At 48.1% G+C, this 24,819-nt stretch carries 21 protein-coding genes and 4 tRNA genes; 9 read left to right on the plus strand and 16 right to left on the minus strand.

Going from position 1 to position 24,819, the window contains the following annotated elements:
- The first annotated feature begins 2 nt into the window (after positions 1 to 2).
- Positions 3 to 359 carry a TraR/DksA C4-type zinc finger protein gene (locus C2M24_RS13670; protein ID WP_105200543.1) on the plus strand — a complete coding sequence of 119 codons (357 nt, stop codon included), beginning with the start codon at positions 3 to 5 and terminating at the stop codon, positions 357 to 359.
- Here C2M24_RS13670 and C2M24_RS13675 read toward each other — a convergent pair.
- From C2M24_RS13675 to C2M24_RS13725, 11 genes are all read right to left on the minus strand, one after another.
- A complete protein-coding gene (locus C2M24_RS13675) occupies positions 346 to 1,326 on the minus strand; it encodes a hypothetical protein (RefSeq protein ID WP_158683768.1) in 981 nt (326 codons plus the stop codon). The genes C2M24_RS13670 and C2M24_RS13675 overlap by 14 nt on opposite strands.
- 69 nt (positions 1,327 to 1,395) lie before the next feature.
- Complete coding sequence (locus tag C2M24_RS13680) at positions 1,396 to 2,661, minus strand: tetratricopeptide repeat protein (RefSeq protein ID WP_105215572.1); 1,266 nt, start codon at positions 2,659 to 2,661, stop codon at positions 1,396 to 1,398.
- Between the two features lie 13 nt (positions 2,662 to 2,674).
- The gene (locus C2M24_RS13685) at positions 2,675 to 3,292 is read right to left on the minus strand and encodes an energy transducer TonB (protein ID WP_105200546.1); all 618 of its coding nucleotides are present in this window, start codon (positions 3,290 to 3,292) and stop codon (positions 2,675 to 2,677) included.
- A complete protein-coding gene (locus tag C2M24_RS13690; RefSeq protein WP_105200547.1) occupies positions 3,292 to 3,693 on the minus strand; it encodes an ExbD/TolR family protein in 402 nt (133 codons plus the stop codon). The genes C2M24_RS13685 and C2M24_RS13690 overlap by 1 nt, the downstream gene beginning before the upstream one ends.
- A gap of 14 nt (positions 3,694 to 3,707) precedes the next feature.
- Positions 3,708 to 4,232, minus strand: a complete 525-nt coding sequence (locus tag C2M24_RS13695) for a MotA/TolQ/ExbB proton channel family protein (RefSeq protein WP_105190820.1) — start codon at positions 4,230 to 4,232, stop codon at positions 3,708 to 3,710.
- Positions 4,232 to 5,596, minus strand: a complete 1,365-nt coding sequence (locus C2M24_RS13700; RefSeq protein ID WP_105200548.1) for a MotA/TolQ/ExbB proton channel family protein — start codon at positions 5,594 to 5,596, stop codon at positions 4,232 to 4,234. The genes C2M24_RS13695 and C2M24_RS13700 overlap by 1 nt, the downstream gene beginning before the upstream one ends.
- A gap of 6 nt (positions 5,597 to 5,602) precedes the next feature.
- Positions 5,603 to 6,373, minus strand: a complete 771-nt coding sequence (locus tag C2M24_RS13705) for a DUF3450 domain-containing protein (RefSeq protein WP_105200549.1) — start codon at positions 6,371 to 6,373, stop codon at positions 5,603 to 5,605.
- A 936-nt stretch (positions 6,374 to 7,309) separates the two neighbouring features.
- Positions 7,310 to 8,209 carry a class I SAM-dependent methyltransferase gene (locus C2M24_RS13710; RefSeq protein WP_105215574.1) on the minus strand — a complete coding sequence of 300 codons (900 nt, stop codon included), beginning with the start codon at positions 8,207 to 8,209 and terminating at the stop codon, positions 7,310 to 7,312.
- A gap of 58 nt (positions 8,210 to 8,267) precedes the next feature.
- Positions 8,268 to 10,847, minus strand: coding sequence for a TonB-dependent receptor (locus C2M24_RS13715; protein ID WP_105215576.1), 2,580 nt, complete (start codon positions 10,845 to 10,847; stop codon positions 8,268 to 8,270).
- 256 nt (positions 10,848 to 11,103) lie between these two features.
- A complete protein-coding gene (locus C2M24_RS13720; protein WP_105215578.1) occupies positions 11,104 to 12,582 on the minus strand; it encodes a DNA polymerase II in 1,479 nt (492 codons plus the stop codon).
- A gap of 35 nt (positions 12,583 to 12,617) precedes the next feature.
- Positions 12,618 to 13,430: a 3'-5' exonuclease gene (locus C2M24_RS13725; protein WP_158683770.1), complete on the minus strand. Its 813-nt coding sequence runs from the start codon at positions 13,428 to 13,430 to the stop codon at positions 12,618 to 12,620.
- Positions 13,431 to 13,595: 165 nt separating this feature from the next.
- Between C2M24_RS13725 and dinG the strand changes: the two genes are divergently transcribed.
- The 6 genes from dinG (at position 13,596) to rsmS (ending at position 18,468) form a co-directional block, all read left to right on the plus strand.
- Positions 13,596 to 15,665 carry an ATP-dependent DNA helicase DinG gene (gene dinG / locus C2M24_RS13730; RefSeq protein WP_105215582.1) on the plus strand — a complete coding sequence of 690 codons (2,070 nt, stop codon included), beginning with the start codon at positions 13,596 to 13,598 and terminating at the stop codon, positions 15,663 to 15,665.
- Between the two features lie 2 nt (positions 15,666 to 15,667).
- A complete protein-coding gene (locus C2M24_RS13735; RefSeq protein WP_105215584.1) occupies positions 15,668 to 16,444 on the plus strand; it encodes a TSUP family transporter in 777 nt (258 codons plus the stop codon).
- Positions 16,444 to 17,052 (plus strand): primosomal replication protein, encoded by a 609-nt coding sequence (locus C2M24_RS13740; protein WP_105200554.1) that lies wholly within the window; start codon positions 16,444 to 16,446, stop codon positions 17,050 to 17,052. The genes C2M24_RS13735 and C2M24_RS13740 overlap by 1 nt, the downstream gene beginning before the upstream one ends.
- Positions 17,049 to 17,957: a histone deacetylase family protein gene (locus tag C2M24_RS13745; protein ID WP_105215586.1), complete on the plus strand. Its 909-nt coding sequence runs from the start codon at positions 17,049 to 17,051 to the stop codon at positions 17,955 to 17,957. The genes C2M24_RS13740 and C2M24_RS13745 overlap by 4 nt, the downstream gene beginning before the upstream one ends.
- A gap of 87 nt (positions 17,958 to 18,044) precedes the next feature.
- Positions 18,045 to 18,335, plus strand: coding sequence for a late competence development ComFB family protein (locus C2M24_RS13750; RefSeq protein WP_105200848.1), 291 nt, complete (start codon positions 18,045 to 18,047; stop codon positions 18,333 to 18,335).
- Entirely contained in the window at positions 18,307 to 18,468 is a 162-nt protein-coding gene (gene rsmS / locus C2M24_RS13755) for a pleiotropic regulatory protein RsmS (RefSeq protein WP_105200556.1), read from the plus strand. The genes C2M24_RS13750 and rsmS overlap by 29 nt, the downstream gene beginning before the upstream one ends.
- A 57-nt stretch (positions 18,469 to 18,525) precedes the next feature.
- Here the strand turns inward: rsmS and C2M24_RS13760 are convergent, their stop codons facing one another.
- Positions 18,526 to 19,290, minus strand: a complete 765-nt coding sequence (locus C2M24_RS13760; protein ID WP_105200557.1) for a class II glutamine amidotransferase — start codon at positions 19,288 to 19,290, stop codon at positions 18,526 to 18,528.
- 178 nt (positions 19,291 to 19,468) lie between these two features.
- On the opposite strand from C2M24_RS13760, the gene fadE reads away from it, so the two are divergent.
- Both fadE and C2M24_RS13770 read left to right on the plus strand, forming a co-directional pair.
- Positions 19,469 to 21,925 (plus strand): acyl-CoA dehydrogenase FadE, encoded by a 2,457-nt coding sequence (gene fadE / locus C2M24_RS13765; protein ID WP_105215588.1) that lies wholly within the window; start codon positions 19,469 to 19,471, stop codon positions 21,923 to 21,925.
- A 336-nt stretch (positions 21,926 to 22,261) separates the two neighbouring features.
- A complete protein-coding gene (locus tag C2M24_RS13770; RefSeq protein WP_105215590.1) occupies positions 22,262 to 24,211 on the plus strand; it encodes a S9 family peptidase in 1,950 nt (649 codons plus the stop codon).
- Positions 24,212 to 24,399: 188 nt separating this feature from the next.
- Here C2M24_RS13770 and C2M24_RS13775 read toward each other — a convergent pair.
- The 4 genes from C2M24_RS13775 to C2M24_RS13790 all read right to left on the minus strand — a co-directional run bounded on the left by C2M24_RS13775 (position 24,400) and on the right by C2M24_RS13790 (position 24,809).
- A tRNA-Asp gene (locus C2M24_RS13775) sits at positions 24,400 to 24,476 on the minus strand.
- A gap of 28 nt (positions 24,477 to 24,504) precedes the next feature.
- Positions 24,505 to 24,581, minus strand: a tRNA-Asp gene (locus C2M24_RS13780).
- Between the two features lie 35 nt (positions 24,582 to 24,616).
- A tRNA-Asp gene (locus C2M24_RS13785) sits at positions 24,617 to 24,693 on the minus strand.
- A gap of 39 nt (positions 24,694 to 24,732) precedes the next feature.
- Positions 24,733 to 24,809, minus strand: a tRNA-Asp gene (locus tag C2M24_RS13790).
- Between the last annotated feature and the right edge of the window lie 10 nt (positions 24,810 to 24,819).

A 24,819-nucleotide genomic window follows, 5' to 3' on the forward strand; every position in this document is an offset into this window, starting at 1 on the left:
CCATGACTATCGAGACGCTCGACTTTGAATCGAAAGTAGAGGTGTTACTCGCGCAAGTGCGTGAAGAACTTTTAAATCGCTTGCGCTATTCCACCCTCAGCCATGAGAACGAGATATATCAAACCTTGGCAGCGCACCCAGAATGGGATTGGGTAGCGCATCTTCGCGATAAATCCGGACCCACCTATAAAGATCTTGTGGATAGACTGGAGCGGTTAGAGGCAACCCAGTGTCAATTCGATCTCGGGCTATTCGGCTTTTGCAGCGATTGCGAAGAGCCCATTGAGGCGGCCCGCCTTTTAGAAGACGTGACCACCCAACGCTGCGAGCAGTGCGAGGCACATCTTAAAGCTCGTTAAGCACGCCTGCATAAATAAAGCTTTGCCCTGGGTGGGTTAAAACCTGCATCAAGATGCGCGTTGCCACCCCGGCATCTATACCCTTCTTGGCCAAGGCGGTATAGACAAAGTACTCGTTCCACATATGAGCATGTACGCCTAAGTCAACTTCCATCCATATTAACGCCATGCGGCGCTGTGACGGGCTCAGAGACTGCTCTTTAGCCCACCCCCTTAGGTCGCCATAGTTTTGCCGCCAATCAAGGTCTGGGAGCAGCTGGGCGCTGTCTCTGCTTGGCAAAGGCTGCACATCCGTCTCTTTTAGGCTCTTTTGCTTGCCTTGAATATGAGTAAACCACTGGATTGGAGAGCGCACCTGGCCGCTATAATAATTAATTTTTGCCTGATACCACTGGGCACCATTGGGCAACTGGGACAAACCCAGTTGATTGCGAGGCGTATACTTGTCTAAATAGGCCTCCAGGCTGGTAATGGCCTTGTTGAGCGCACGCTCTGTACCCTTGTCTTTAAAATGCCCTAACTGCGCCTGCATATGCGCTACTTCAACGGCATTAAGGAAGATTTTACTCTCTTTCGCCAGCTCCAGGGTGTGCTCAACATAAGTCAACCACCCGGCCAAGCCGTGCTGCCACTGAGGGTTTTGGAAGGCAGTGGCATCGACATCTATTTTTGCCGCCATAGGCCAGGGTTGATAACGGCGGACAAAGCGTTCTTCGGTGATTAAATAGTCCAAGGTTTGCGCTTGCGCTGGGGTTAACTGTGAGCGGGCTATGGCATTGTAGATATCATGACGTTGCTTTAGATACTGCTCGGTATAGGGCCAGGGCTGGCTGGTATCGCTTGATTCGCCACTGAGTCTGGCATTGAGCTGCTGCAAGGCTGCAATAGCCTGTTGTGAATTTAAGTCAGGCGCATCCGAGCACCCTGCCAATAACAATAAACCTACCGATAAAATTCGCTTGATCATAATCCGCTCAATGCTGTTATAAATATAAAAAAAGCCCCAAATGGGGCTTTTTATGATCACATGCTGTGATTAAAGACTTACGCCGTTGCGCTGCGCCTTATCCTTAATGAAGGTCTTCCAGCTGCGAGCAAACTTACGTGTGCTTGGATCTTCCGCTGCTTTGGAGATCGCTGCATACGCTAGCTTGTATTTCTCTTGCTGTAAGTAGGCTTCGGCCAAATCAGAGTAGATAGCACCCTTTTTCTCCGAACCTAAGTCAAGCGCCTTGTTTAATAAGGCTACCGCCGAATCAAACTGCTGAGCTTGTAAACGCAATGAACCCGCCTTACGGAAAAGCTCAGCATCGTTATCAAACTTTGCTGCTTCTTCGTAATACTTAGCAGCTGTCTTAACGTTTTTCGCATTATGATAGTAGCTGGCAATTGCCGTTACATTGTGCTTAGTACGCTCAACCTTACCCTCATTTACCGCTTTTTCCATATGGAAACCGGCTTTGTAAGGTATACCAACGAAAGAGTATAGCTGGGCCAATACTTTATAGTCGACTTCTGACTCTAAATAGCCGTTGTCGTAAGCTATATCCATGATATTAAGACCTTTTTCATAGTCTTCTACCTGCATATAGAAACGACCTAAGTTAGTCCAAGACTTTTTGTCTTCGGGCCAACTTTTAACCATACGCTCACCAACTTTTACTACGTTCTTGAAATCTTTCGTCTCGTAGTATGCCCCCATAAGCAGCGAGAATGGAGCCTTTTTAGGCTCATTGTTCGCATCTAGCTCAATGGCGCGTTCAGCTGGTTGTACTACGTCTTTAAACTGACCAAGCTCATAGTTAGCCTGTGCAATACGCGTGTATACAGTGGCATCTTCTTGACCGGTAAAGTCCATCCACTCTATATAGGCTTGCTTCGCTTCTTTGTACTTTTTGGTGTTAGCCAATAAGTCACCAATCAGCTTCATTGACTGCTCTTGGTCGTTGAAGTTAAGCACGTCAGGCTTAACCGCATCGCGAATGTGCTTGATCGCTAACTGAAAGTTGTCTTTTTGCGCGTACAGCTGACCTAAATAACGGTCTACCGTAGCTTTATCGAACTTATCAGAAGGGTCTAGCTCTTTCAAAACAGCAATGGCACCGTCGATATCTTCCGCTTCATAAAGCTCAAAGGCTTTAACCACTTTTTTACCGACGCGCTCACCCATGACCTTGGTCTTAGCGTTTTTGCGCTTTTCGATCTCCGCATAGTTCGGTGCAGCCAACGCTGAAGTGCTGACTACGCCGCCCGATACGGAAATTAGCAGAGCGAGTGCAGTAACTTTCGATAGATTTTTCATCTCTACACTCTCCTTACTGGTCTTGGTTCAGTTTAAAGTCAAGCTGTACTGTGATGCCAGGCTGCTTCATTGGCTTGCCATCAACAACTTTTGGCTTGTACTTCCATTTACGCAATGCGCGCACAGCTTCGCGGTCAAAGATACGTTTAGGCTCTGCATCGATAACCTCTACGTCTTCTACACCACCTAGCTCGTTAATGGTGAATGAAAGTTGTACCCAACCTTCTTTACCATCACGTGCGGCTTGCACAGGGTATTTAGGTTCAATTCGCACAAGCGGTGTAGCATCACCATCTCGGCCAAACGCACCTGGGCCACTTAGTCCACCGGCAGAACCACCCACGTTAACACTTGGCATATTAAAGCCTAGTGCGCCAGCATCAGGGTTGCTGTTGTCTGGCTGTGGCGGCTGCGGCTTAGGCGGCTGCTTAGGCGGAGGAGGCGGCGGTGGCGGTACACGTTTGCGCTCCTGAACCTTGGATTCAGGTGGATTCGTCATAATTTCGACAACGATCTTCTCTTTCTCGTTAGCGGCGCGTCCGTCTCCTCCGGAGATCAGATACGCCATGAAAAAGAATAAGCCGAAAGTAACTGCCCCACCTGCAATCAGTGAAAACAGAAAACGAATCATTACTTTTCTCCAGCGATGGATATCTTATCGATACCTGCAGCTTTAATTTGGTCCATTACCTTCACAACAACACCGTGCTTCGCTTCTTTATCCGCTTGGATAATTACGATTTCGGTTGGTTGCTCTGCTAATAGACGTTCGATATTTGCAGCTACACGCTCGGCATCTACCTGACGCTTATCCATCCAAATTTCACCATTAGAGCGGATAGCGATGAAGATATTTGCATTTTTCTTCTGAGTCGCTTGCGCTGCTTCAGGTTTATTTACATCAATACCAGCTTCTTTAACGAACGAAGTAGTTACGATAAAGAAGATAAGCATGATGAATACGATGTCTAGCATCGGCGTCATATCGACCGCTGCTTCTTCTTCTTCACGAAAACGTTGTTTACGTGCCATATTCAAATCTCTCTCTAGTGATGAGGCAAGCTATCGATCAGCTTTTCTTTAGCCATTTTTGCACGTGCTTCAAGACGTGTACTAAAGAATACACCCGATAGTGCCGCAACCATTCCAGCCATTGTTGGGATTGTTGCCATTGAAATACCTGATGCCATTAGTCGAGGGTTACCAGTACCTTGGGTTGCCATGGTTTCGAAAACCGCGATCATCCCCGTTACTGTACCCAGTAGACCGATTAACGGACATACAGCTACCAATGTCTTAATCAACAACATGCGCTCATCTAATTTTTCAGACGCTTCAGAAATCCATGCATCGCGGATTCTGTGTGCGTACCAAGACGTAGTGTCTTGGCGGGCGTCCCACTTGGCTACGATTCCTTTTTTCATTTTCGGAAACTCAGCAAGTAGGAACCAATAGCGCTCAATCATTAAAACCCACATGAGGAAGAGTGCTATCGCGACCACGTATAAAACCTGGCCGCCTGTGCCAACAAAATCCCTGATAGATTCCCAAATCTCCATCAGGACTAGCATTAGGCTTTCTCCTTCTCCGCGTGAGCAGCGATAATACCAGCGCTTTGCTCATCAAGAATGTGGATGATTGATTTACTACGACCGGCAACAACAGCGTGTACTAGGATTAGCGGAAGTGCCGCGATTAGACCTAGGGCTGTAGTTACTAGAGCCATTGAGATTGAACCAGCCATGATCTTCGGATCGCCTGTACCGAATAGAGTGATCTGCTGGAAGGTATTGATCATACCAACAACGGTACCAAGTAGACCTAGTAGTGGTGCGATAGCAGCCAAGATCTTGATGATGTTGATACCCATTTCGATGCGAGGCGTTTCACGTAGAATCGCTTCATCAAGCTTAAGCTCAAGGTTTTCAACGTCTTGGTTTTTGTTGTCTTGGTAAACTTTAAGGATACGACCAAGCGGGTTACCTTCAGAAGGAGCGCTGGTGTTCTTAAGTTGACTCTTGATCTTACCTGAAGTGATTGTTAGGTCTACTAGACGAACAATCGCGATTAGGAAACCAATCACTAGTAGAATAGCGATGATGTAACCTACTTCACCACCTTGGTGGAAACGCTCTTCAGGAGTTGCTTTTTGCGTGTTTAGACGCAAGATTGAACCACGAGTTGGGTCAACGTAGAAACCAGTGTACGCGTCTGCTGAAGTACCGATAAGTGACTTAGCAGTGTCAAGTACGTAACCGTCTGGTTGACGACCTAGTGGTTGAATCGACTGAGTGTCGCCTGAGTAGATCAGGTAACCTTCGTCTGTGATCAGGTTGAAGTTACCGATACGAGTTACTTGCTTAGTTGAGATTGAACCATCAAGCTCAGAAACTTCAGCTTCGAAAGAAGATACTTTCGCAGACTCGGTCATTTCAGTTTGTAGGGCAATCCAAAGCTCTTCTAGTTCACGAGTAGTTGGTAGCTCTTTAGCCGCCGCTAGTGAACGAAGGATCTCAGCACGTCCAGGCTTTTCAGCACTTACTAGTGATGCTTCGATTGAACCGATAGTTTCTTGTGCCGCACGACGTACAACACCGAACATTTCACCTAGGGTACCTTTTGCATTTTCAAGTGCAGTTTCTTTTTCCGCTAGAGTGATTTCGTTTTGTGCGTATTCTTTTTGCAGACGCTCACCACGTGCTTTTTCAGCAGCTAGTTCACGCTTTGCAGTGTTAAGAAGCGCTTGCTGGTCAGCACGAGCCGCTAGGAACTCTTGCTCACGTTGCTTGTTTAGCTTGCCTTCAGAGATACGCTCTTTCTTTACTTGCTCAAGGATTTGGTCAAGTACTTGCGTGTTTGCGTGGGCATTAAGCGCAGCACCGGCAGAAACAGAAAGTACTGCTGCAACAGCAAAACCTTTAAATAGTTTCTTCATTATCTATTACTCCGCGCCGAAGATTGGTAGTTTAACAAGATCCGGAGCCGCTTGCTTACGGGCCATACGGATTGTCTCTTTGATAGGCTTCAAGAATTCGTCGCCTAACTCTTCCCATTGCTTAGTAGTGTTGTTCCACACCCAAGCGTTCTTCTGGTCGAAAGATTGTGCTACATAAGCGATACGACCCAGACGCGCGAAGTCTACAGAGATATCACGACCGTCGATGTTCAGGCTACCTTGGTTAGCAACCATAGTCGTGCTGTAGTCTTTCTCTACCATGTAGGCTTCAAGAACCTGACGGAACTTCTCAGAAGTCGTCACAGAAGCGCTAGTCATGATGTCGCGAAGCTTCTCAACACGCTCCATACGCTCTTCAGTGTCAAACGGAACGTCCGCTTTGATGAATTGCTCAAGCGTATCGATCATGCGATACATCAAAGGCACAACGTTTTGTTTTGTTTTGTCGATACCAGCGATCTGACGCTCCAAAGACTCGATTTGTGAGTTTTGGTCATCAACAAGACGCTGAACGTGGTCGTTATAGACCTTCATGATTTCTGTTTCATCTACAGTAGAGCGGTAATCAGCGATTAGCTCTTGTGTTTGACCATAGATGTTGTCGATTTTAGTTTGAGACTTAACAGCAGCCGTTTGAATAGTTGCACCAGCTTTGTGCAAGTCATTCAACGGATCTGCCATCACATTGTTGCTTGCAAGTGCAGCTGCGCCAACCAACGCAGAAGCTACAAGACTCTTTCTGATTTTAACAGACATAGTTCCCAACCAATTAAGTAATGTTACTTTTTGAATTTTTATCGGCCCACCTAAAGTGAGCCAACCTAGGTATCTTTATAGTGATACCAACTAGCCAATAATGCTAAAAGCTTCCGGTGCTGTCAACTTGATGTTCATCGCAATTTTCCTTGCATTCGTCTTATTTCTTCATATGAAACATAAAATTAACACACAACTTATCTATATAGCCCAAAATGCCTAGCCCCTTCTGCACTTTGGAAATAAAAAGTTAATATAAAAACCCTAACAATTGACATAAAATTTAAATTATTAATTGTCCTGTGACAGCAAAAATCCCCCTTTTTACGAGCAAATAGCCCCCCTACGCAGTGGCAGTTTTCAATATTAACCTTGCTCTTTAACCACTTTTTAGCAAGTCTTTGCGCCGCTGCAAATTAAGGTTAGTCCATAGCTAAAAATAAAGCATGTATGCTTTGTACTAAGCATAAATATGCTAGATACGCTGACGAAAATAGTAATCAACCTAATGGCTTTGAAAGCCAACATCCGTTGGCAGAAACTACAAATTTATTATTGTAGGTTATAGTCTGGCAGCGCAAGCTACTGCCATCAGTCTTTGAGTTGCAGTGTTGTGGTTGGGAAATTTCGCGGTGCTGACTGTGCGGGGCTAGCTTCAGCACTTGGGGAGCTGTGGAACTAAGGCCTGCTTATATGAGCCGGGTGGTAATTTCCCCCTTCAACGCAGAGGCTGGTGTAATAACCAGGCGTAACCTCGCATTGTCACCCTGAGATACCTGGTGAAGACGAATGACAGAGGTAAGGCAAGATTGGCCTCGCCAACATACTCCCCTGTCATTTCGATTATGCTAGTACTTTGAGAAATCATTATTTTTAGCCCCAAGTTGACCCTACTGGACATCAAACTTCGGGCGCTAGGGTAGCAGCCTTCAAATATTAAGGCTTTTTGCCCAGATGTAAATGCAGTCCAAACTCACTGCCATCGACCACAACCCTTTCTATCGTATATTCGACCACACCGGAGTAAGGTTGTAACAAGGCCTCAAGCTTTTCCACGCTATGCGCTACTGAAAGCTGCTGCTGTAATCGTGTAACTGTCTGCTCAAGGTTGGTCGCTAATCTATCGAGCAAGACTATGGTGCGCTCAGCGGGAGCATCAATAATACGTAAAAAGCTTGCACATATGTCATCTAGCCAAGACTTCATCAGACTGTCCTTAGCTAAATTATTAAATAGGTTCTGAACCTCCTCGGCCAGCGACTGTCGCGCTCCAGAAGATGTTAGCTCTTGATAAACCTTCAAAAAAATCCCCGAATGAAAAACCCGTTCAATCGCCTTGATACCCTGTATCGAGTCCGCCGAGATGGCTGAACTTGCCGAGTGTATGATGAAATCAGCACTTCCCGCAGGCGCCAATAAGCCTATTAGGGAATCAAGTAGCGGTTTATTCAATGTTGCGTATTCAACGCCAAATTGACTGACCAAACGATTAAATGAACCTTGAGCATACGCCAGGTTGGCAATATCACAGCCTAAATTCCAGGTAATTCGTTTATATGCTTCATATTCGGCAGCAACGCTGGTCATATCTATGGCCACGGCATCGGTAGCATGAATATCTAGTGGTTTGTGGCTCTGTTGTGCATTGTCAGCCAAAAGTAAAGCGAGAGCACCTCGCCCACAGGCTAAATCTAGAAGGGTGTCACCATCATCATAGGTTGCCGCCTTGGCGCACCAAAACTCTTCAATTGCCTTAGGATAACCGTATTGCTGACCACTAAGACCAAAACTTGAAACCATGGATGTTTGGTGCCAAAAGTCTTCCCATTGCTTCATAAAATATCCCCATAAAAAAAGCGGCCAATGGCCGCTTAGATTAACTTGTTAAGCTAACTTAGAAAGTTTGCTTGTAGTTAAGGTATACAATACGACCGAAGCCATTGTATAGGTTGAAGTTGTAGTCACGACCGTCGTAGCCAATAAGAGGTGGCTCTTTAGCGAAGGCGTTTTGTGCACCAAGAGTGAACTTACCGTTCCATGGAGCGTTGTAGCCAACTTGTAAATCGTGAGTAACCCATGTAGGAACATGGCCTTCACCTTCACCGTCAACGATTTCTTCGTACTGAGAACCGATTACGTTCATGTTCCAAGCGATGTCGAAATCAGCGATAGAGTATGAAGTTGCTAGAGTAGCACGGTACTCAGGCACACCTGGATCTTCTACGAAGTTACGGCCGCCATCTGTGCTGTAATCATTGATCCAGCTGTAAGATAGGTTCGAACGTAGTGCACCAGCTTCACCGAAGTCAAAACGAGCACTTGCTTTGAAGTCAATACCGTTAGTTTCAAGCGTACCATCGTTACCGAAACCACGTACCACTTCTGAAATCGCGCCATTTGGAGCACGTTTAACTGTGAATGAAGGAGGTAGCGGGTCACCAGCAAGAGTTGAGTCGATGATTGTTTGAGAACTAAACGCACGAATACGGTCAGTTACTTCAATATCATAGTAGTCAATTTCGAAATCGAAGTTATCATTTAGTGTGTAAACAGCACCAAGTGAGATTGACTCTGATTTTTCTGACTGAAGATCAGGGTTTGCAATAACAATCGCGTTAATTTGCGAGCTACAGCCTGCGGCTTCACCGATAGCAGCACAGTGTAGGTCATCACTCACTGAGTCTGCAGATTCAGCTGGCTGCTGAGTAAGGTCAGGTAGTGATGGAGCACGGAAACCTTCACCCCAAGATGCACGAAGTACTAGGTCTTCAACGCCGTCAAAACGAACTGACACTTTAGGTGAGAAATCGCTACCATAGTCTGAGTAGTCATCGTAACGACCAGCAATGTTTAGCTCAAACGTTTCAGCAAGTGGTACCAAGGCTTCGAAGAACGCAGAGCGAACTGAACGGTTACCAGCAGCAGAGCTACCAGATGAACCACCTACTTGGCCAGCTTCAGATAGTGAATCGTAACTATCTGCGTAGTCTTCAGTACGGTATTCAAAACCTACGAAGCCTTGAATCATACCAGCTGAAGTTTCCATTACGTCAAATGCAGCGTTAGCGTAAACTTCTTCTTGGTTGAACTTACCAGCACGAGAAGTAGTTACTGTCATCGCTTTACGAACGCTTTCATCAGCACCGTATGGGTCTGAAAGGTCATAAGTACCATCGTTGATGTACTGACGAGCTACACCACGTAGAACGTAACCAGAACCGATGTTGTTACTTTCGTTAAGTGTTTTACGAGCACCGAAGTCAATAGATACGTCACCGATGTAACCTTCTGCACCAACTACGATATCTTTAAGTTCACTTGTGAAGTGGTTATCACGGTTACCTAGAGCAGCAAAACGGTGCCAGAAGTCAACAGGCTGTTGCTCTAGACCTAGGCTCGCATCGTATAGAGGGCTGTCTGGGTTAGTTGGGTTGTTCGGGCTGTCTGCGTCGATTTGGAAACCTGAATCGAAAGCAGTAGTATCAAGTGACGGAGCGTAACGACCAAACGATTTAGTTTGAGCGATGTTCACGTTTGAATATAGAGACCATTGATCGTTGATTTCAAAACGAGCTTTAACGAACGCAGAACGGTTTTTGATTGAAGCTTCATCAGCAGATACAGATGCGAAGTTAAAGCCACAACGTGCGCCGATGCGATAGAAATCTTCGTTGCCAACGCCTTCACAGGTTGATTCTGGAGAGAAGAAATCGAAGTTAGATGACTTCTCACCTTCATTCATAGTGAAAGTAGTGAAGTTGTTTGAGTAAACTGAACCACCTGGTGAGTACCAAGGGAAGTCGCGTGCATAAACGATATCACGACCACTCCAAGAAGCACCCGCTAGTACTGATGCGTTGTCTGACGCTGCACCAAATACTACTGAACCATTCTCACGGTCGCCGCCATCGTGCTCGATACGCGCGCCGCCAAGTTGAATTTCAGCACCGTTGAAGTCTTTACGTGTAATAACGTTGATTACACCACCGATAGCGTCTGAACCGTATAGTGCTGAAGCACCGTCAGTTAGGATTTCAACACGCTCGATCGCTGCAACAGGGATAGAGTTCAAATCCTGGCTTGAACCAGTAAGTGTTGATTTAGGTAGACGACGACCATCTACAAGGATAAGAGTACGGTCTGAACCAAGACCGCGAAGGCTCACTGATGAAACACCCTGAGCAGAACTACCTGACTGAGGACGGAATGAACCTAAGCTGTTAACTGTAGTGTTACGTAGTAGGTCAGCTGCTGAAGCTTCACCGCTTAGCTCGATAGCTTCACGGTCGATAACTGTAATAGGTAAGTCACCAGCCATATCAGTACGCTTGATACGTGAACCGGTTACTTCAATACGCTCTACTTCTTCTGCACTTTCTTCAGCGGCCATAGCCGTAGCTGAAATACCAGCAGTTGAAGCAGCGCCAAAAACTAGCGCTAAGCGCACTGATTTTGCAATTTTGCTGTTTAACATTGGATTCTCCCTGGGTCACATTTTGGTGTGACTAATTATTTTTTGTTGTGAACAACTCTTAGCGAAATGTAACAAAATACACTTCCTAAAGAGATACTAAACAATTTGAGAAATACTGGTCAACAGCAAATTAACAACAAAAGCATAAAAAACAACGTTAAATAAACAAACTATTGCTTTATGTTTCTAAAATAAGCTTAAAAAACAACAATCTAAATATTCAATTACACAAGTGTAATCGTTATAAATTATTTTGTTACAGAAGCGGGAATTGTTTGCCCGAGTGGCCGTAATTAATGGTAATTCCAAGGCCCTGAAGGTCATCAATAATGGGTCTTAATTGCTTTTCCAAATAATGTTCTAAGTCCAGCGGTTGCGAGGTCGGCAGCAGCTTAGGCCCTGACAAGGTGATCACATAATGAACCCAGTCGCCCTTGCTTAACCCCTTAACAGAGCCTCGCGCCGCCCGTACATGAGGAGGGATAGCTTTTGTATACTGATCAGGGTCTTTACCCAAGCGTTTACTATAAGTAAGTAGTTTCACATCATCGCAGTGGTGCAACTTATCCAGATACTCTGCAACCACCTGTTGCAGGTCACCACCTGTAAATAAGGCATTAAATAAATCTTGTTGGAAATCCCGGGCGAACTGCGTCCAATCGCTACGCACCGACTCCATTCCTTTAAACACCAGACGATAATCCGCTTGTGCTAACAAGCCCGCATAACGTTTTTTGCTGCCAATATCTTTATGACGAGCTTTTGGCATAAAAAATGGCCTATACAAACTCTCATACTCTAACTCGAGATAACTGGTTAAGTTTAGGTTGTTTTTTAATCTATCACGCCATTTTTGGTTAATTTTTGCTACCAAGTCCGATGCAACGCGATGACTTTGCGCTTCATCCAGGTCCTTGGGCAGGGCCACAAAAGTTGAATCCGTGTCGCCGTAAATAACGGTAACACCCAAGTCTTCAAGCCACATTTTGGTGGTTTGCATAATTTCATGACCGCGCAAGGTGATGGAGCTTGATAACCTGGGATCATAAAAGCGACATCCCTTTGAACCGAGCACGCCGTAGAGACTATTCATAATAATCTTGATCGCCTGCTGCAAATGATGATCACCCTGGTTTTTAGCGCGTTGACGCGCCTCGGCTAAATTGGATACTAGTTGCGGCAGGTGGTGCTCGGTGCGGGAGAAATAAGCATGGTTAAACCCCGGCACACTGTCTTGCGGCTGCTGCAAACCCAGGATAAGCGCCATGGGGTCGATACAAAAGGTGCGAATAATGCTCGGATACAGACTTTTAAAATCGAGCACGGCAACGTTATCGTAAAGTCCTGGTGTGGAGTCCATCACATAGCCCCCGGGACTGTCGAAGCTCAGGCCATGATCGCCCAAGTTGGGGGCGACATAGCCACTGCGATGCAAATGGGGAAGATATAGATTGCTAAATGCCGCCACCGAGCCTCCAAGGCGCTCCAGAGGCAAACCGGTTAGCTGAGCACGGGCTACGGCAAATTCGCACAGTTCCAGCTTATTGAATATCGCCAGCACCAACTCACTGTCTTTGAGGTTGTATTCGGCTAACTTGAGTTTATCGTGATGGAAAAGATGCTGTATGGCGCCAAGTTTATCTCCCTGCTCTAGCAATTTACGCTCTGCGAGCACCTCGGCGGCGACATTATCCAGGCTGTAACTGCTAAAGTGATAAGTGGCATTTTTTAACATATCAATGCCATCGAGTACCACCCGCCCCGGTACTATTAGCTTATTAACTGACCGCCGCGCCAGATCATAGCTTCACCATCGCGTCCCAGGGTGAGCTCAATGCCCAATTGCTGGGCACGAAAACACAAAAGCTGCATATCAAAGTCGGCCACATTCCAGCCGATAATTAAGTCCGGATCTAAATTTTTAATTTGCTCAATAAGCGCATATAGAAGCGCAGCTTCGTCTTCTACGTAATCAAGCCAAGGTTGCTCCGGGCCTGCAATTGGACTTGGGCCTATCATAATCACCTGGCGGCTGTGCTCACTCACCAAGGCCACACTATATAAAATGCCCTCGGGACTGCACTCCAAGTCCAGCGATAACATGGAGAGCTTGGGACGAAAGCCATCATTAGCTTTAAAGCGCGCGTTACGAATTAGACGGTTATCACCGCCGGACGCTTCGCCTTGCACCCAAACACCACCGCGAATAAAGCGCTCCATTAAAAATTGTTCTTGCGGGCGGATATCATCCTCATAGAGTTCGATACCCTGCTCACGCAGTAACTCTCGGCCCTGGTAATAATCTTGCAAGGAAGAAAAATAAAGCGCACAGACTGGCTCACCCGCAAATGTTTTAAGCGTCAGAGCACGTTGCTGATACCGACTCTGCAGAGATGCTAAAATACGTTCGGCGCTCGCACTATTTTTTTGCGCGATAAAAAACACCGCCTTTTGCGCCGTCGATATGACCTTAACCGGACCACGTTCGGTAGCCAGCCAGGCAACATAATAAATACCATGGCGACGCTGTTGCGTTTGCATGGAAAGGATAAAACCGGCGGTGGCGGGGTTAGGCGTAGACAAGGCGGGTTCACTCAAACATCAGATATGGCACCAGTGTAACCAAGCAGCGCCATAATTACAGCAGCTAAAGATGCCAAGTAGCAGACTGGTCGTTGACTAATCCTTGAGTCTTTCTTCTAGTCCCCCTAGAATATCAGCACTGTAAATATATACATAAGTTAAATCATGCTCTCCGATCCGCTTAAAAAGACCATACGTACCGCTCATCAGCGGATCGCTGCCAGCCTTGAGGATTATAGACCCAGGCCAAGCCAAAACTACCTGGTGGCGGAAATAGCCAAAACTTTGGCCGGTGAGTATGACAAAAAGCAACGCATCTGCGTCATCGAGGCGGGCACGGGTACGGGTAAATCCCTGGCCTATTGTTTGGGTGCCCTGCCCATCGCCCTCAAGGCAAATAAGAAGTTAGTTATTTCTACCGCAACTGTGGCGCTGCAAGAGCAACTACTATTTAAAGAGTTGCCATTTTTTGCCGAGCACAGTGGCCTGACCTTTAGTTATGACCTGGTGAAGGGACGAGGCCGCTATATTTGTGCCCACAAGCTGGAAAATGCCGTCAACGGCGATGAACAGCAAATGGCGCTAATGCCCACACTTAGCTCGCCGCTCAGTGAGATGGAGCAAAAATGCCTGAAGCAATTGCATCAAGCCTACAGCAATAAAAAGTGGCAGGGCGACAGAGACTCCTGGGCCGATGTAATACCGGATAGAGTCTGGGGGTTGATCAGCGGTGATAAGCATTCCTGCCAACGGCAGATGAAGGCACACCAAACCTGCCCCTTCCATCTGGCGCGCAATAAAATTGCGCAAATGGATGTACTGGTTGCCAACCATAGTTTGTTACTAGCAGACCTAGAGCTTGGCGGCGGGGTTATTTTACCCGAGCCGGAAAACTGTATTTATGTGATAGACGAGGCTCATCACCTCGCTCACATTACCCGAGACTTCTCCTCCGCCGCAGCGACCATCAAGGGTACCCAGGACTGGCTGGAGAAGCTGCTCAAGTTCAGCGGCAAAATGGCACAAGCCATTTTTAGCGCCAGTGCTGCCGGCAGCCAATTTAAGCTAAACGATGCCGTCGATGATATCGGTCGTGGCCATAAAGCCGTGTTGACCATGCTCGATAGCGCCGCCTATGAATACAATGAAGATCATACCTATCGCTTCGCCCATGGCCGCTTACCTGAGCAGCTTACACAGCAGGCACAGGACATAGGCGAGGCAGCAAAAACCGCGCTGCGCATCCTAAATAAAATGCATGAAGCGCTCAGCAGCGACGTTAACGACGGCGATGTGAAGGGCTTTATCGCCGAGCCCTTGTTGGCTGAAAGTGGCCAATACATCGCCCGTTTAGAAACCCTGTATAAACTTTGGTCCAGCTACAGTAAACACAGTGAAAGCGTGCCCCATGCCCGCTGGATAAAGCGCATGGAGTACAAAAATCACCATGATTACCTGCTCAGCGACTGCCCTATCGAAGTGGGTTTTTATCTTAAAGACAAATTATGGCGAGAATGCGCCGGTGCCGTGCTCTGTTCGGCCACACTCACGGCTCTAGGTTCGTTTGAACATTTTGCCCATGAAAGCGGCCTGCGTGGCGAGCCCGGTGTTAAGTTTATCAAGGTGCCTTCACCCTTTGATTACCCGCAGCAAGCCCTGTTACATATTCCAAAAACCGAATGTGAGCCCACAGATAAAGCCTTTAGCGACTATCTGGTCAAGGCCTTGCCCCAGAGTTTACAAAAGGATCGCGCCAATCTAGTGTTGTTTGCCTCTTATTGGCAAATGCAGCATGTTGCCGAGCGTCTGCGCAAACAAGGCTGGGACATATTAATGCAGGGGGAAATATCCCGAGATGCCCTGGTGCGCCGTCATAAAAAACGCATTGACGATGGCCAAGGCAGCATTTTATTTGGTACCCAAAGCCTATCCGAAGGCCTTGATTTACCTGGCGATTACCTCACTAACCTGGTGATCACCAAGATCCCTTTTGCGGTACCTACCTCGCCCATTGAAGAAGCTCAAGCCGAGTTTGTGCAAAGCAAAGGCGGTAACCCGTTTTTATCCATTACCGTGCCCGATGCGGCTAAGAAATTAGTGCAAAGCTGTGGTAGACTGCTGCGCAAAGAACGCGATAGCGGTCGCATTACTATCTACGACAGGCGCTTAGTCAGCAAAAGATATGGTAAGGCGATGCTTGATACCTTGCCGCCATTTAAAAGACAAATTGACTGATCATGTTTGAATTAGCGATCGACCCCTCTACTTGGGCAATACTGTGCGCCGTGGCACTGGCCGCCGGTTTTATCGATGCCATTGCCGGCGGTGGTGGCATGCTCACTGTGCCCGCTTTACTCACCGCTGGACTGCCGCCTCATTTAACCTTAGGCACCAACAAGTTGGCTGCCAGTTTCGGCTCACTGACCGCCAGCGTCACCTATTACCGTAAGCGCTTATTCGACCCGGCATTTTGGGCTGGCTCAATTCTCGCCACCGCGATTGGTGCGGCCATAGGCACCTTGATCGTTGACCGTCTCAGCATCGAATTTTTAAATAAACTGATCCCCGTGGTGATCATCCTGGTGGCCATTTATTCTTTGTTTGGCAAGCTCAGCCCTGAGCAGAGCGATAAACTGCCCGTCCTCACCCCCTTACTGCGTGTTAAACAATGGTTGCAAGGGTTAGCGCTGGGCTTTTTTGACGGCATCGCCGGCCCGGGCACAGGCACCTTCTGGACAGCCACCAACAGCGTTTTATACAAGATGAACTTATTGCTGAACTGCGGCCTGGCGCGCTCGATGAACTTTGTCAGCAACTTTATATCCCTGATCACCTTTGTCGCCCTGGGTCACGTGAATTTTATCCTCGGCATTACCATGGGGATGTTTTTAATGTTCGGCGCCTGGCTGGGTGCCCACTCAGCCATTCGCTTTGGCTCTAAGGTGATCCGCCCGGTATTTAATACTGTGGTGATCCTGCTGGCGCTAAAACTTGTTTATGAGGCCTATCTCTAATGGCGCGTGCCGATGCCCTGACTCGATTAAAGCAGCAAGTGCAGCGTTTGCGCCACGATGCGGAGCAATTTGATAAGGCCAAGTGGTTTGCCAAAAACCGCTATATGCAGAACCAGCACGCCCTCTTTGAGCGTTCGGTATTCAATACCAGAAGTATGCAGTTACTCGACTATGTGGATGAAGTAGAGCAACAGCTTGAGCGACTCGGACGCAGCGAACTGCAAGCGGCGCGCCACCAGTACACTTTTGCCCTGACCCAGTTAAGCGAGCAAATAGAAGCCATAGTCAAAGTATTAAAAGCTACGCCGGTTTGGGAAAAGGAAAATACCCCAAGTAGCCGGGCGAGAAAATACCAAAAGGCGGTGCAGCAGCTCATTCAGCCCACCAGTGAGCTCTATCAGGAGCTGGCCAAAAACCATGAGTTTGAACGCCGCTTAGAGCTGATGATAAGCGAACGTCGGCAGCTGTTACACAAGGCTCAGGGCGAGCAAGCAACCCAGTTAAATAAAGAAATATTGGCATTGCACGCACGTTTGGGACGCTGTCGTAAAGCCATAGGTGCCTGCGAAGAGCGCATTCAATACGCGGAAAAACAGCAAGCGCGATGAATGTATTTTATCATCCCCTGTATTCGGCACTGCCCTTACCGGCGCACCATCGCTTTCCCATACATAAATATCGGCTGCTATACGAGCGCTTGCTCGCAGATCATGAGCTTGGCAAAGCTGTGCACTTACACTGCGCCGAGCCCGCAACAAAAGAGCAACTAGCTCGGGTTCACACACCAGAATATATAGATGACTTTATCGGCGGTACCCTGCCCGCCAGCGCCCAAAAACGCATAGGTTTCCCCCACAGCGACGCCCTGGTGGCACGCACCTTACAGTCTGTTGGCAACTCTCTGGGCGCCGCCTATTGTGCGCTGGAACACGGCATAGCGGTAAACCTGGCCGGTGGTTATCATCATGCCTTTGCCGGCAATGGCAGTGGCTACTGTATCTTTAACGATCTCGCCATTGCCGCCCGTGAGCTAATACAGCAAGGGCGTGCAGATACCGTGCTACTGCTTGATTTGGATGTCCATCAGGGCGATGGCAGCGCCAGTATTCTCGGCGATGATGCGGATATCATCACCCTCTCCTTGCATGGCGAGCAAAACTTTCCCCGTCTTAAACAAAGCTCGGATTATGATTTCCCGCTGCCGACGGGCTGCGACGATGCCCTTTATCTGGACACCCTGGAAACGGCGCTTAATCTGGTACTACGCCTGCATCAACCGGACATAATTCTGTATAACGCCGGAGCCGATGTAGTTAGCGAGGATGAACTTGGCACCCTGTCACTATCACTTGATGCCGTTAGGCAGCGCGACAGCCTGGTTATGGACATGGCGAAACAAAGAAGCATTCCTTTGTGCTGTGCCCTCGGCGGTGGTTATCAGCGCAACCTGACACGGGTGGTGGATGTACATTGGCAGTTGTTGCTAAGCGCCTACCATACCTACAAGGAATAAACCCAGCAAGGCAAAAGGTATTTTCTGGACAGAGCTTTTGGGTGCGCTATGCTAATTGAATATCAATTAGATTTGGGCATAGAATTCATGAAGTTACATGACGATGTTCATAATTACTATGAAAGACTCCTAGTCGAAGAAATGGCGCTGCAGCAGTTGCAACAGCACTATGATGAAGATACCCTTGCGGATCTCAGTTGCACCGTTTTAAATCAGCTGCCGTCGCGGTATATCCGCTCCGATGTCAATATGTTGGTTTATTTGTCTGCAGAAGAAGCCGCCCACATGCAGCTGCAGGTACAGGCTGCGATCAAGTTAGCCCGCGGTTTAATAGCAAAGCGAGGAACCCATGGAGAATTCAGGCAAGCCCCTAGATAAGGCCCCGGATGACGTCAAACTGGCAGTCGATCTGATCATGCTGCTGGAGCAACATAATATAGATCCGCAGTTGGCCCTAAGCGCTTTGGAAATTGTCAAACGTGACCTTGAATTACGTGCCCTAGAAGCTTAAATAAGACAATAAAACTGCGGCGCCAAAAGCCTAAACCTTAGCGCCGCGATATACACTCTAAATTTTTTCCCCAAGCTTAAATAAAGCGAACTCACCCGGCTCCATTTTATGCCAGCATTCGTCATTGGTGAGCGGCCGCGTAGCTATCACTGTGACTATATCGTTGGGGGTGGTTTCTTCTTGAAAGTTCACCACCAATTCGGTGTCGATCAAGGTTGCCTTGCCAAAGGGAGCACGACGGGTGATCCAGTGCAAATTATTGGTGCAATACGCCAGCACATAGACGCCATCGGTCAACAACATATTAAACACCCCTTTCTCACGCAAGTGATGCGCTAATTTAGCCGCGTAGCGAAATACGGGGGCCATATTCGAGGGGCGCTTTGGATACTTTTCGCGAATTTGATCAAGTAGCCAACAAAACGCCAACTCACTGTCTGTGCTGCCTACCGGCTGATAATAGCTCGGCTTAAGGTCATTGTAATTGGATAACTGGCCATTATGGGCATAGGTTATTTCCTTACCCCACAGCTCACGGGTAAAAGGATGGGTATTCTCCAAACAGGTTCGACCGCGATTGGCTTGACGAATATGGCTTATCACCGATTTGCTTTTAATGGGATAGGCGCGCACCAGCTTGGCAATTTCCGACTCGGCGCTAGGTAAAGGGTCTTTAAATGAACGACACCCCTTACCCTCATAAAAGGTAATGCCCCAGCCATCCGTATGTGGACCGGTGTTACCGCCGCGCTCTAATAAGCCGGTAAAACTAAAACAAATATCGGTGGGGACGTTGGCCGACATGCCAAGCAATTCGCACACATAAGCTCCTAATAAAAAAAAGAAATACTAAGGGTATTAAGAAAGTACTCGCCGCTAGCGAGTCTGGTACTAATAAAATTCATATCACAGCCCTATAATTAAACACAGGACTTGCAACCCCCATAGAGTAACGCTAATCTACTCGGTAGTGGTCAGACCTCTAACAAGGAATAAGATTATGACACTCCTATTTTTACTCGCGCTCATTGCGGTGCTGTCTTATGCCAGCTACCACAGAGCCAGTTACAACACCTGCCTGGGCTTGGCCGCTGCGACCATGCTTATCGGCACCTTTGCCGGCGCCTTTGGTTTTATCAGCTGGCTATTATTCTTGGTTATTGCGGTGCCTCTATCGGTTACCACAATTCGCCAACAATATATAACTCAGCCGCTGTTTAAGGCCTTTAAAAAAGTCACCCCCACCATGTCAGAGACCGAAAAGTCGGCCATCGACGCAGGTACCACCTGGTGGGAAGCAGACCTTTTCTGCGGTAATCCGAACTGGAAAAAACTACACCAATATCCAGCTCCCAAACTCAGTGCCGAAGAGCAGGCCTTCCTAAACGGCCCTGTGGAAGAGGTATGTGGCATGTTCAACGATTGGGAAGCAACCCATGAATTGACCGATCTGCCGCCCGAGGTATGGCAATACCTGAAAGACAACAAATTCTTCGCCATGATCATCAAAAAAGAATATGGTGGCCTGGAATTTTCTGCTTATGCTCAATCATGTGTACTGCAAAAACTCACCAGTAAATCGACCCTGCTCTCTTCCATAGTTGGCGTGCCTAACTCATTAGGCCCGGGCGAGTTATTGCAACACTATGGAACCAAAGAGCAAAAAGATCATTATCTACCGCGACTAGCCCGCGGTGAAGAGATCCCCTGCTTTGCATTAACCTCACCGGAAGCCGGCTCAGATGCCAGCGCCATTCCTGATTATGGTGTGGTGTGTAAGGGTGAATTTAATGGCGAAGAAGTAACGGGTATTCGCCTGACCTGGAATAAGCGCTATATCACCTTGGCACCGGTTGCTACCGTCCTTGGTCTGGCCTTTAAAATGCAAGACCCAGATGGCCTGCTTGGCGATACAAAAGAGCTGGGCATTACCTGTGCGCTGATCCCAACCGATATGGAAGGCGTGGAAATCGGCCGTCGTCACTTCCCGCTGAATGTACCGTTCCAAAACGGTCCAACTCAAGGTAAAGACGTATTCGTACCCCTAGATTACATCATCGGTGGTCCGAAAATGGCCGGTCAAGGCTGGCGCATGCTGGTTGAATGCTTATCCGTAGGCCGCGCTATCACCCTGCCTTCTAACTCGGCTGGCGGCATTAAGTCGTTGGCTCTGGCAACCGGCTCCTACAGCCGTATTCGCCGCCAATTCCGCTTACCCATAGGTAAAATGGAAGGGGTTGAAGAGGCCATGGCAAAACTGGGCGGTTACGCCTATGCCTGTGACGCTGCAGTGACTATGTCGACCGGCGCCGTGGACTTGGGTGAGAAACCGTCTGTGGTTTCCGCCATCCTTAAATATCACCTGACCGAGCAAATGCGCGAGTCGACCATGCACGCCATGGATGTACACGGCGGTAAGGGTATCTGTCTGGGTCCGAACAACTACCTGGGCCGCGGTTACCAGGGCGCGCCTATTGCTATCACGGTAGAAGGCGCCAACATACTGACCCGTAATATGATCATCTATGGTCAGGGTGCGATTCGTTGTCATCCTTTCGTGTTGACCGAGCTTAACGCCACCACCATAGAAGACCGTAAAGAAGCCCTGGATGTGTTTGATAACGCGCTAATGGGTCATATCGGCTACACCATTTCTAACCTGGTACGTACCAAGTGGCTGGCCTTCACCGGTGCCCGCTTTACTTCGGTACCCTTTAAAGATGAAACTGCGCAGTTTTATCGCGATGCGGCGCGCTTCAGTGCCTCACTGGCACTCATGTCTGATATCTGTATGGCGGTGTTTGGCGGCTCATTAAAGCGTAAGGAACGTATTTCTGCACGCCTTGGTGATATGCTCAGCTACCTATACCTGGTATCGGCAACGCTAAAACGCTATAACGATGAAGGTCGCCGTAAGGAAGACTTACCTCTGGTGCGTTGGGCCTGCCAAGAGTATCTGTACCGTTGTCAACGTGCCTTAGCGGATCTGATCAACAATATGCCATCGGCACCACTTCGCGGATTGCTTAAGGTTGTACTCTTCCCATGGGGCCGTCCGGTGCGCAAGCCAACCGACAAGCAAGAGCATGTTATTGCCCAGCTACTGCAAACGCCAAACGAAACCCGTACGCGTTTAGCACAGCATATTTTCTTGAGCGAAGGGCCTAACAGCCTGTTAGGTAATCAAGAAAAAGCCTTACGTGATATTCTTGCCGTCGAGCCACTGTTCGATAAGGTATGTCGCGCTACAGGTAAGAAACTGGCCTTTATGCAGCTCGATAAAATTGCCGAGCAAGGCCTCAAAGCCGGTGTGCTTACCGAAGACGAAGCACAGCGTCTGCGTGATGTCGAAAAGCAGCGTCTTGATGTGATCAATGTCGATGATTTCGACCCTGAAGACCTGCTTGCCGGTAAGGCTGCACGCAAACAAACAAGCAAAAAGGCGTCGGCAGCGTAAAGCTTCCGACTCCCCTTCTAAAAAGCCGGCCCAGCCGGCTTTTTTTATGCCGGTTAAATTTGCTAACAATTTATACCAATTCAATTAAATAGCTAATCATTATAGCGGGCTAAATATCATGCTCACTGTGTTGGAATTTTTCTATGTAGAATAACTACATAAGAAAGATTCCGCCTTGTGATCACATCATTTATCCAGCGCTATTTCTGATCACATACTTAACAGAATTGGTATTACTGGCTATAAATTCTACACTTTTCTTGCATTTACGCCTGCCAAGGCAAACACTATTAACGCTACAAAAAAACTATAACAACAACTCTAAGGATGAGAAGCATGTCAAAAACCCTAGTCGCGACCAGTTTGGCTGCCGCGTTAACCCTGGTCTTAAGCGGTTGCCAATCAAACACCTCCAGCACGGCTCAAAGTCAAGCATCGGCCCCAGCTCCCGTGGCAGCAAGTGTTGCAGCTATCCCCACCTATAGCGCACAAACCTTTTTCGACACAGTAAGCCTGAGCGGAAACAGCTTTAACCACAGCGGCGACAAGTTGCTGTTAAGCAGCGACGAAACGGGTATTTACAACCTGTATGAGGTCAAGGTGAGTGACGGCAGTCGTACCCAGATCACAGATGCACAAGACAGCACCTATAGCGTTGGCTATTTCCCCAAGGATGACCGTATCTTGTTTAGCCGCGATAACGGCGGTAATGAACTACATCACCTTTTTGTGCGCGAACTCGATGGCACCATCAGGGATCTGACGCCAGGGGAACAAACCCGCGCCGGATTTGCCGGCTTTAGCAAGGACGACGCCAGCTTCTATGTATTAAGCAATAAACGCGATCCTAAGTTTATGGATCTCTATAAATTTGATGCCAAAACCTATGACAACGAGCTGGTTTATAAGAATGAACAAGGCTTTAATGTGGCCGCCGTCAGCCCCGATGGTCGCTTTATCGCCTTAAATAAAACCAACAGTAATCGCGACAGCGATTTTTACCTGCTCGACACTCAAAACCGCAGTGCCAAACCGACCTTACTTAGCGCCCACGACGACCCGGCCAATTACAATGCCTGGGGTTTTAGTGTCGATGGCCAGTCTCTGTATTATGCCACCGATGCCAAGGGTGAGTTTCGCCAGCTCTGGCGTTATGACTTAGCCACCAATGAACACAGCCTGGCGCTAAAAGCAGACTGGGACATCAGTTTTATGCGCTTTTCAGAGACCGGACGCTATATGGTCAGTGGCGTCAATGCCGATGCCAGCACTGAGATCACCATCTTCGATACCAGTACCAATAAGCAGTTAACCCTGCCTAGCTCGCTTCCCAAGGGCACCCTCAGTGGCGTTGAGTTCAGTCATGACGAACGCTTTATGTCCTTTTATCTGAGCTCGGATACCAGCCCACGTAATCTCTATCACTGGGAGATCGGCAGCGATACGGCACAGCGCCTGACCAGCACCTTGAGTAAGCAAATAGACGAAAACAACCTGGTTAATAGTGAAATTGTGCGCTTTAAGAGCTTTGATGGCTTAACCATACCCGGAGTGCTTTACAAGCCTAAACAGGCATCGGCAACCAATAAGGTGCCCGCGCTTATTTGGGTGCATGGCGGCCCGGGTGGACAAAGCCGCACCGGCTACAGCGCCATGCAGCAGCACCTGGTTAACCATGGCTATGCGATATTTGCGGTCAACAACCGCGGCAGCTCGGGCTATGGCAAAACCTTCTTCCACCTTGATGATAAAAAGCATGGCGAAGACGACCTGCAAGACATCATCTATGGCAAAAAGCATCTGCAAACCCTGGATTGGGTCGATGGCGACAAGATAGGCATTATGGGCGGCAGCTACGGCGGCTATATGACGGCGGCAGCGCTGACCTTCACCCCGGAAGAATTCGAGGTGGGTATTAATATCTTCGGCGTGACCAATTGGGTGCGCACCCTCACCTCCATCCCGCCTTGGTGGGAAAGCTTTAAAAAGTCGCTGTATGACGAAATGGGCGATCCGGCCACGGATGAAGCACGCCACCGTCGTATCTCGCCGTTGTTCCACGCCAAAAACATCACCAAGCCTCTGCTGGTAGTACAAGGCGCCAACGACCCTCGGGTGCTGCAAGTGGAAAGTGATGAACTGGTAGCGGCGGTGAAAGCCAATAATGTCCCGGTTGAATATGTGCTATTCGATGACGAGGGCCATGGTTTTAGCAAACGGGAAAACCGCATTGCCGCATCCAATGCCTATGTTCGCTTTCTGGATAAATACCTAAAAGGCAAATAATACAGGCTGATAAAACCAAAACAGAAATAGCTGGTTTAAACACCGGCTATTTTTTTGCCTAACTTTTTATGCGCATTTTAAAGACAAGTTTTCAATGTTAGGGAATAAAAGCTGAGTATTTAAGGAAGCTACTACGAAAATTCAAAGAAAATTATTAAGGGAAAAGTTTGCTTAAGGGGAGAAGCAAATGGCGGAGTGGACGGGACTCGAACCCGCGACCCCCGGCGTGACAGGCCGGTATTCTAACCAACTGAACTACCACTCCGCAGTGGTATGCATTGTACATCATTAAATGGCGGAGTGGACGGGACTCGAACCCGCGACCCCCGGCGTGACAGGCCGGTATTCTAACCAACTGAACTACCACTCCGCAGTAATGATGTTTGTACATGTTATCAGGCTAAATGGCGGAGTGGACGGGACTCGAACCCGCGACCCCCGGCGTGACAGGCCGGTATTCTAACCAACTGAACTACCACTCCGCAGAAGCGCTGAATTGCATGTACTAAAGAGATATAAAATGGCGGAGTGGACGGGACTCGAACCCGCGACCCCCGGCGTGACAGGCCGGTATTCTAACCAACTGAACTACCACTCCGCAGTATCTA

The sequence above is a fragment of the Pseudoalteromonas sp. T1lg22 genome, from assembly GCF_002964645.1.
GTDB lineage: Bacteria > Pseudomonadota > Gammaproteobacteria > Enterobacterales > Alteromonadaceae > Pseudoalteromonas.

Bases quoted from the DNA above. Each gene is read 5' to 3' on its own strand.
- C2M24_RS13750 (WP_105200848.1), top strand. From the start codon at position 18,045: ATGAAGTTACATGACGATGTTCATAATTACTATGAAAGACTCCTAGTC.
- C2M24_RS13740 (WP_105200554.1), top strand. From the start codon at position 16,444: ATGGCGCGTGCCGATGCCCTGACTCGATTAAAGCAGCAAGTGCAGCGT.
- C2M24_RS13705 (WP_105200549.1), bottom strand. From the start codon at position 6,373: ATGTCTGTTAAAATCAGAAAGAGTCTTGTAGCTTCTGCGTTGGTTGGC.
- C2M24_RS13720 (WP_105215578.1), bottom strand. From the start codon at position 12,582: ATGTTAAAAAATGCCACTTATCACTTTAGCAGTTACAGCCTGGATAAT.
- C2M24_RS13680 (WP_105215572.1), bottom strand. From the start codon at position 2,661: ATGAAAAATCTATCGAAAGTTACTGCACTCGCTCTGCTAATTTCCGTA.
- C2M24_RS13690 (WP_105200547.1), bottom strand. From the start codon at position 3,693: ATGGCACGTAAACAACGTTTTCGTGAAGAAGAAGAAGCAGCGGTCGAT.
- C2M24_RS13670 (WP_105200543.1), top strand. From the start codon at position 3: ATGACTATCGAGACGCTCGACTTTGAATCGAAAGTAGAGGTGTTACTC.
- C2M24_RS13700 (WP_105200548.1), bottom strand. From the start codon at position 5,596: ATGAAGAAACTATTTAAAGGTTTTGCTGTTGCAGCAGTACTTTCTGTT.
- C2M24_RS13735 (WP_105215584.1), top strand. From the start codon at position 15,668: ATGTTTGAATTAGCGATCGACCCCTCTACTTGGGCAATACTGTGCGCC.
- C2M24_RS13710 (WP_105215574.1), bottom strand. From the start codon at position 8,209: ATGAAGCAATGGGAAGACTTTTGGCACCAAACATCCATGGTTTCAAGT.
- C2M24_RS13715 (WP_105215576.1), bottom strand. From the start codon at position 10,847: ATGTTAAACAGCAAAATTGCAAAATCAGTGCGCTTAGCGCTAGTTTTT.
- C2M24_RS13675 (WP_158683768.1), bottom strand. From the start codon at position 1,326: ATGATCAAGCGAATTTTATCGGTAGGTTTATTGTTATTGGCAGGGTGC.
- C2M24_RS13695 (WP_105190820.1), bottom strand. From the start codon at position 4,232: ATGCTAGTCCTGATGGAGATTTGGGAATCTATCAGGGATTTTGTTGGC.
- C2M24_RS13770 (WP_105215590.1), top strand. From the start codon at position 22,262: ATGTCAAAAACCCTAGTCGCGACCAGTTTGGCTGCCGCGTTAACCCTG.
- rsmS (WP_105200556.1), top strand. From the start codon at position 18,307: ATGGAGAATTCAGGCAAGCCCCTAGATAAGGCCCCGGATGACGTCAAA.
- C2M24_RS13745 (WP_105215586.1), top strand. From the start codon at position 17,049: ATGAATGTATTTTATCATCCCCTGTATTCGGCACTGCCCTTACCGGCG.
- C2M24_RS13685 (WP_105200546.1), bottom strand. From the start codon at position 3,292: ATGATTCGTTTTCTGTTTTCACTGATTGCAGGTGGGGCAGTTACTTTC.
- fadE (WP_105215588.1), top strand. From the start codon at position 19,469: ATGACACTCCTATTTTTACTCGCGCTCATTGCGGTGCTGTCTTATGCC.
- dinG (WP_105215582.1), top strand. From the start codon at position 13,596: ATGCTCTCCGATCCGCTTAAAAAGACCATACGTACCGCTCATCAGCGG.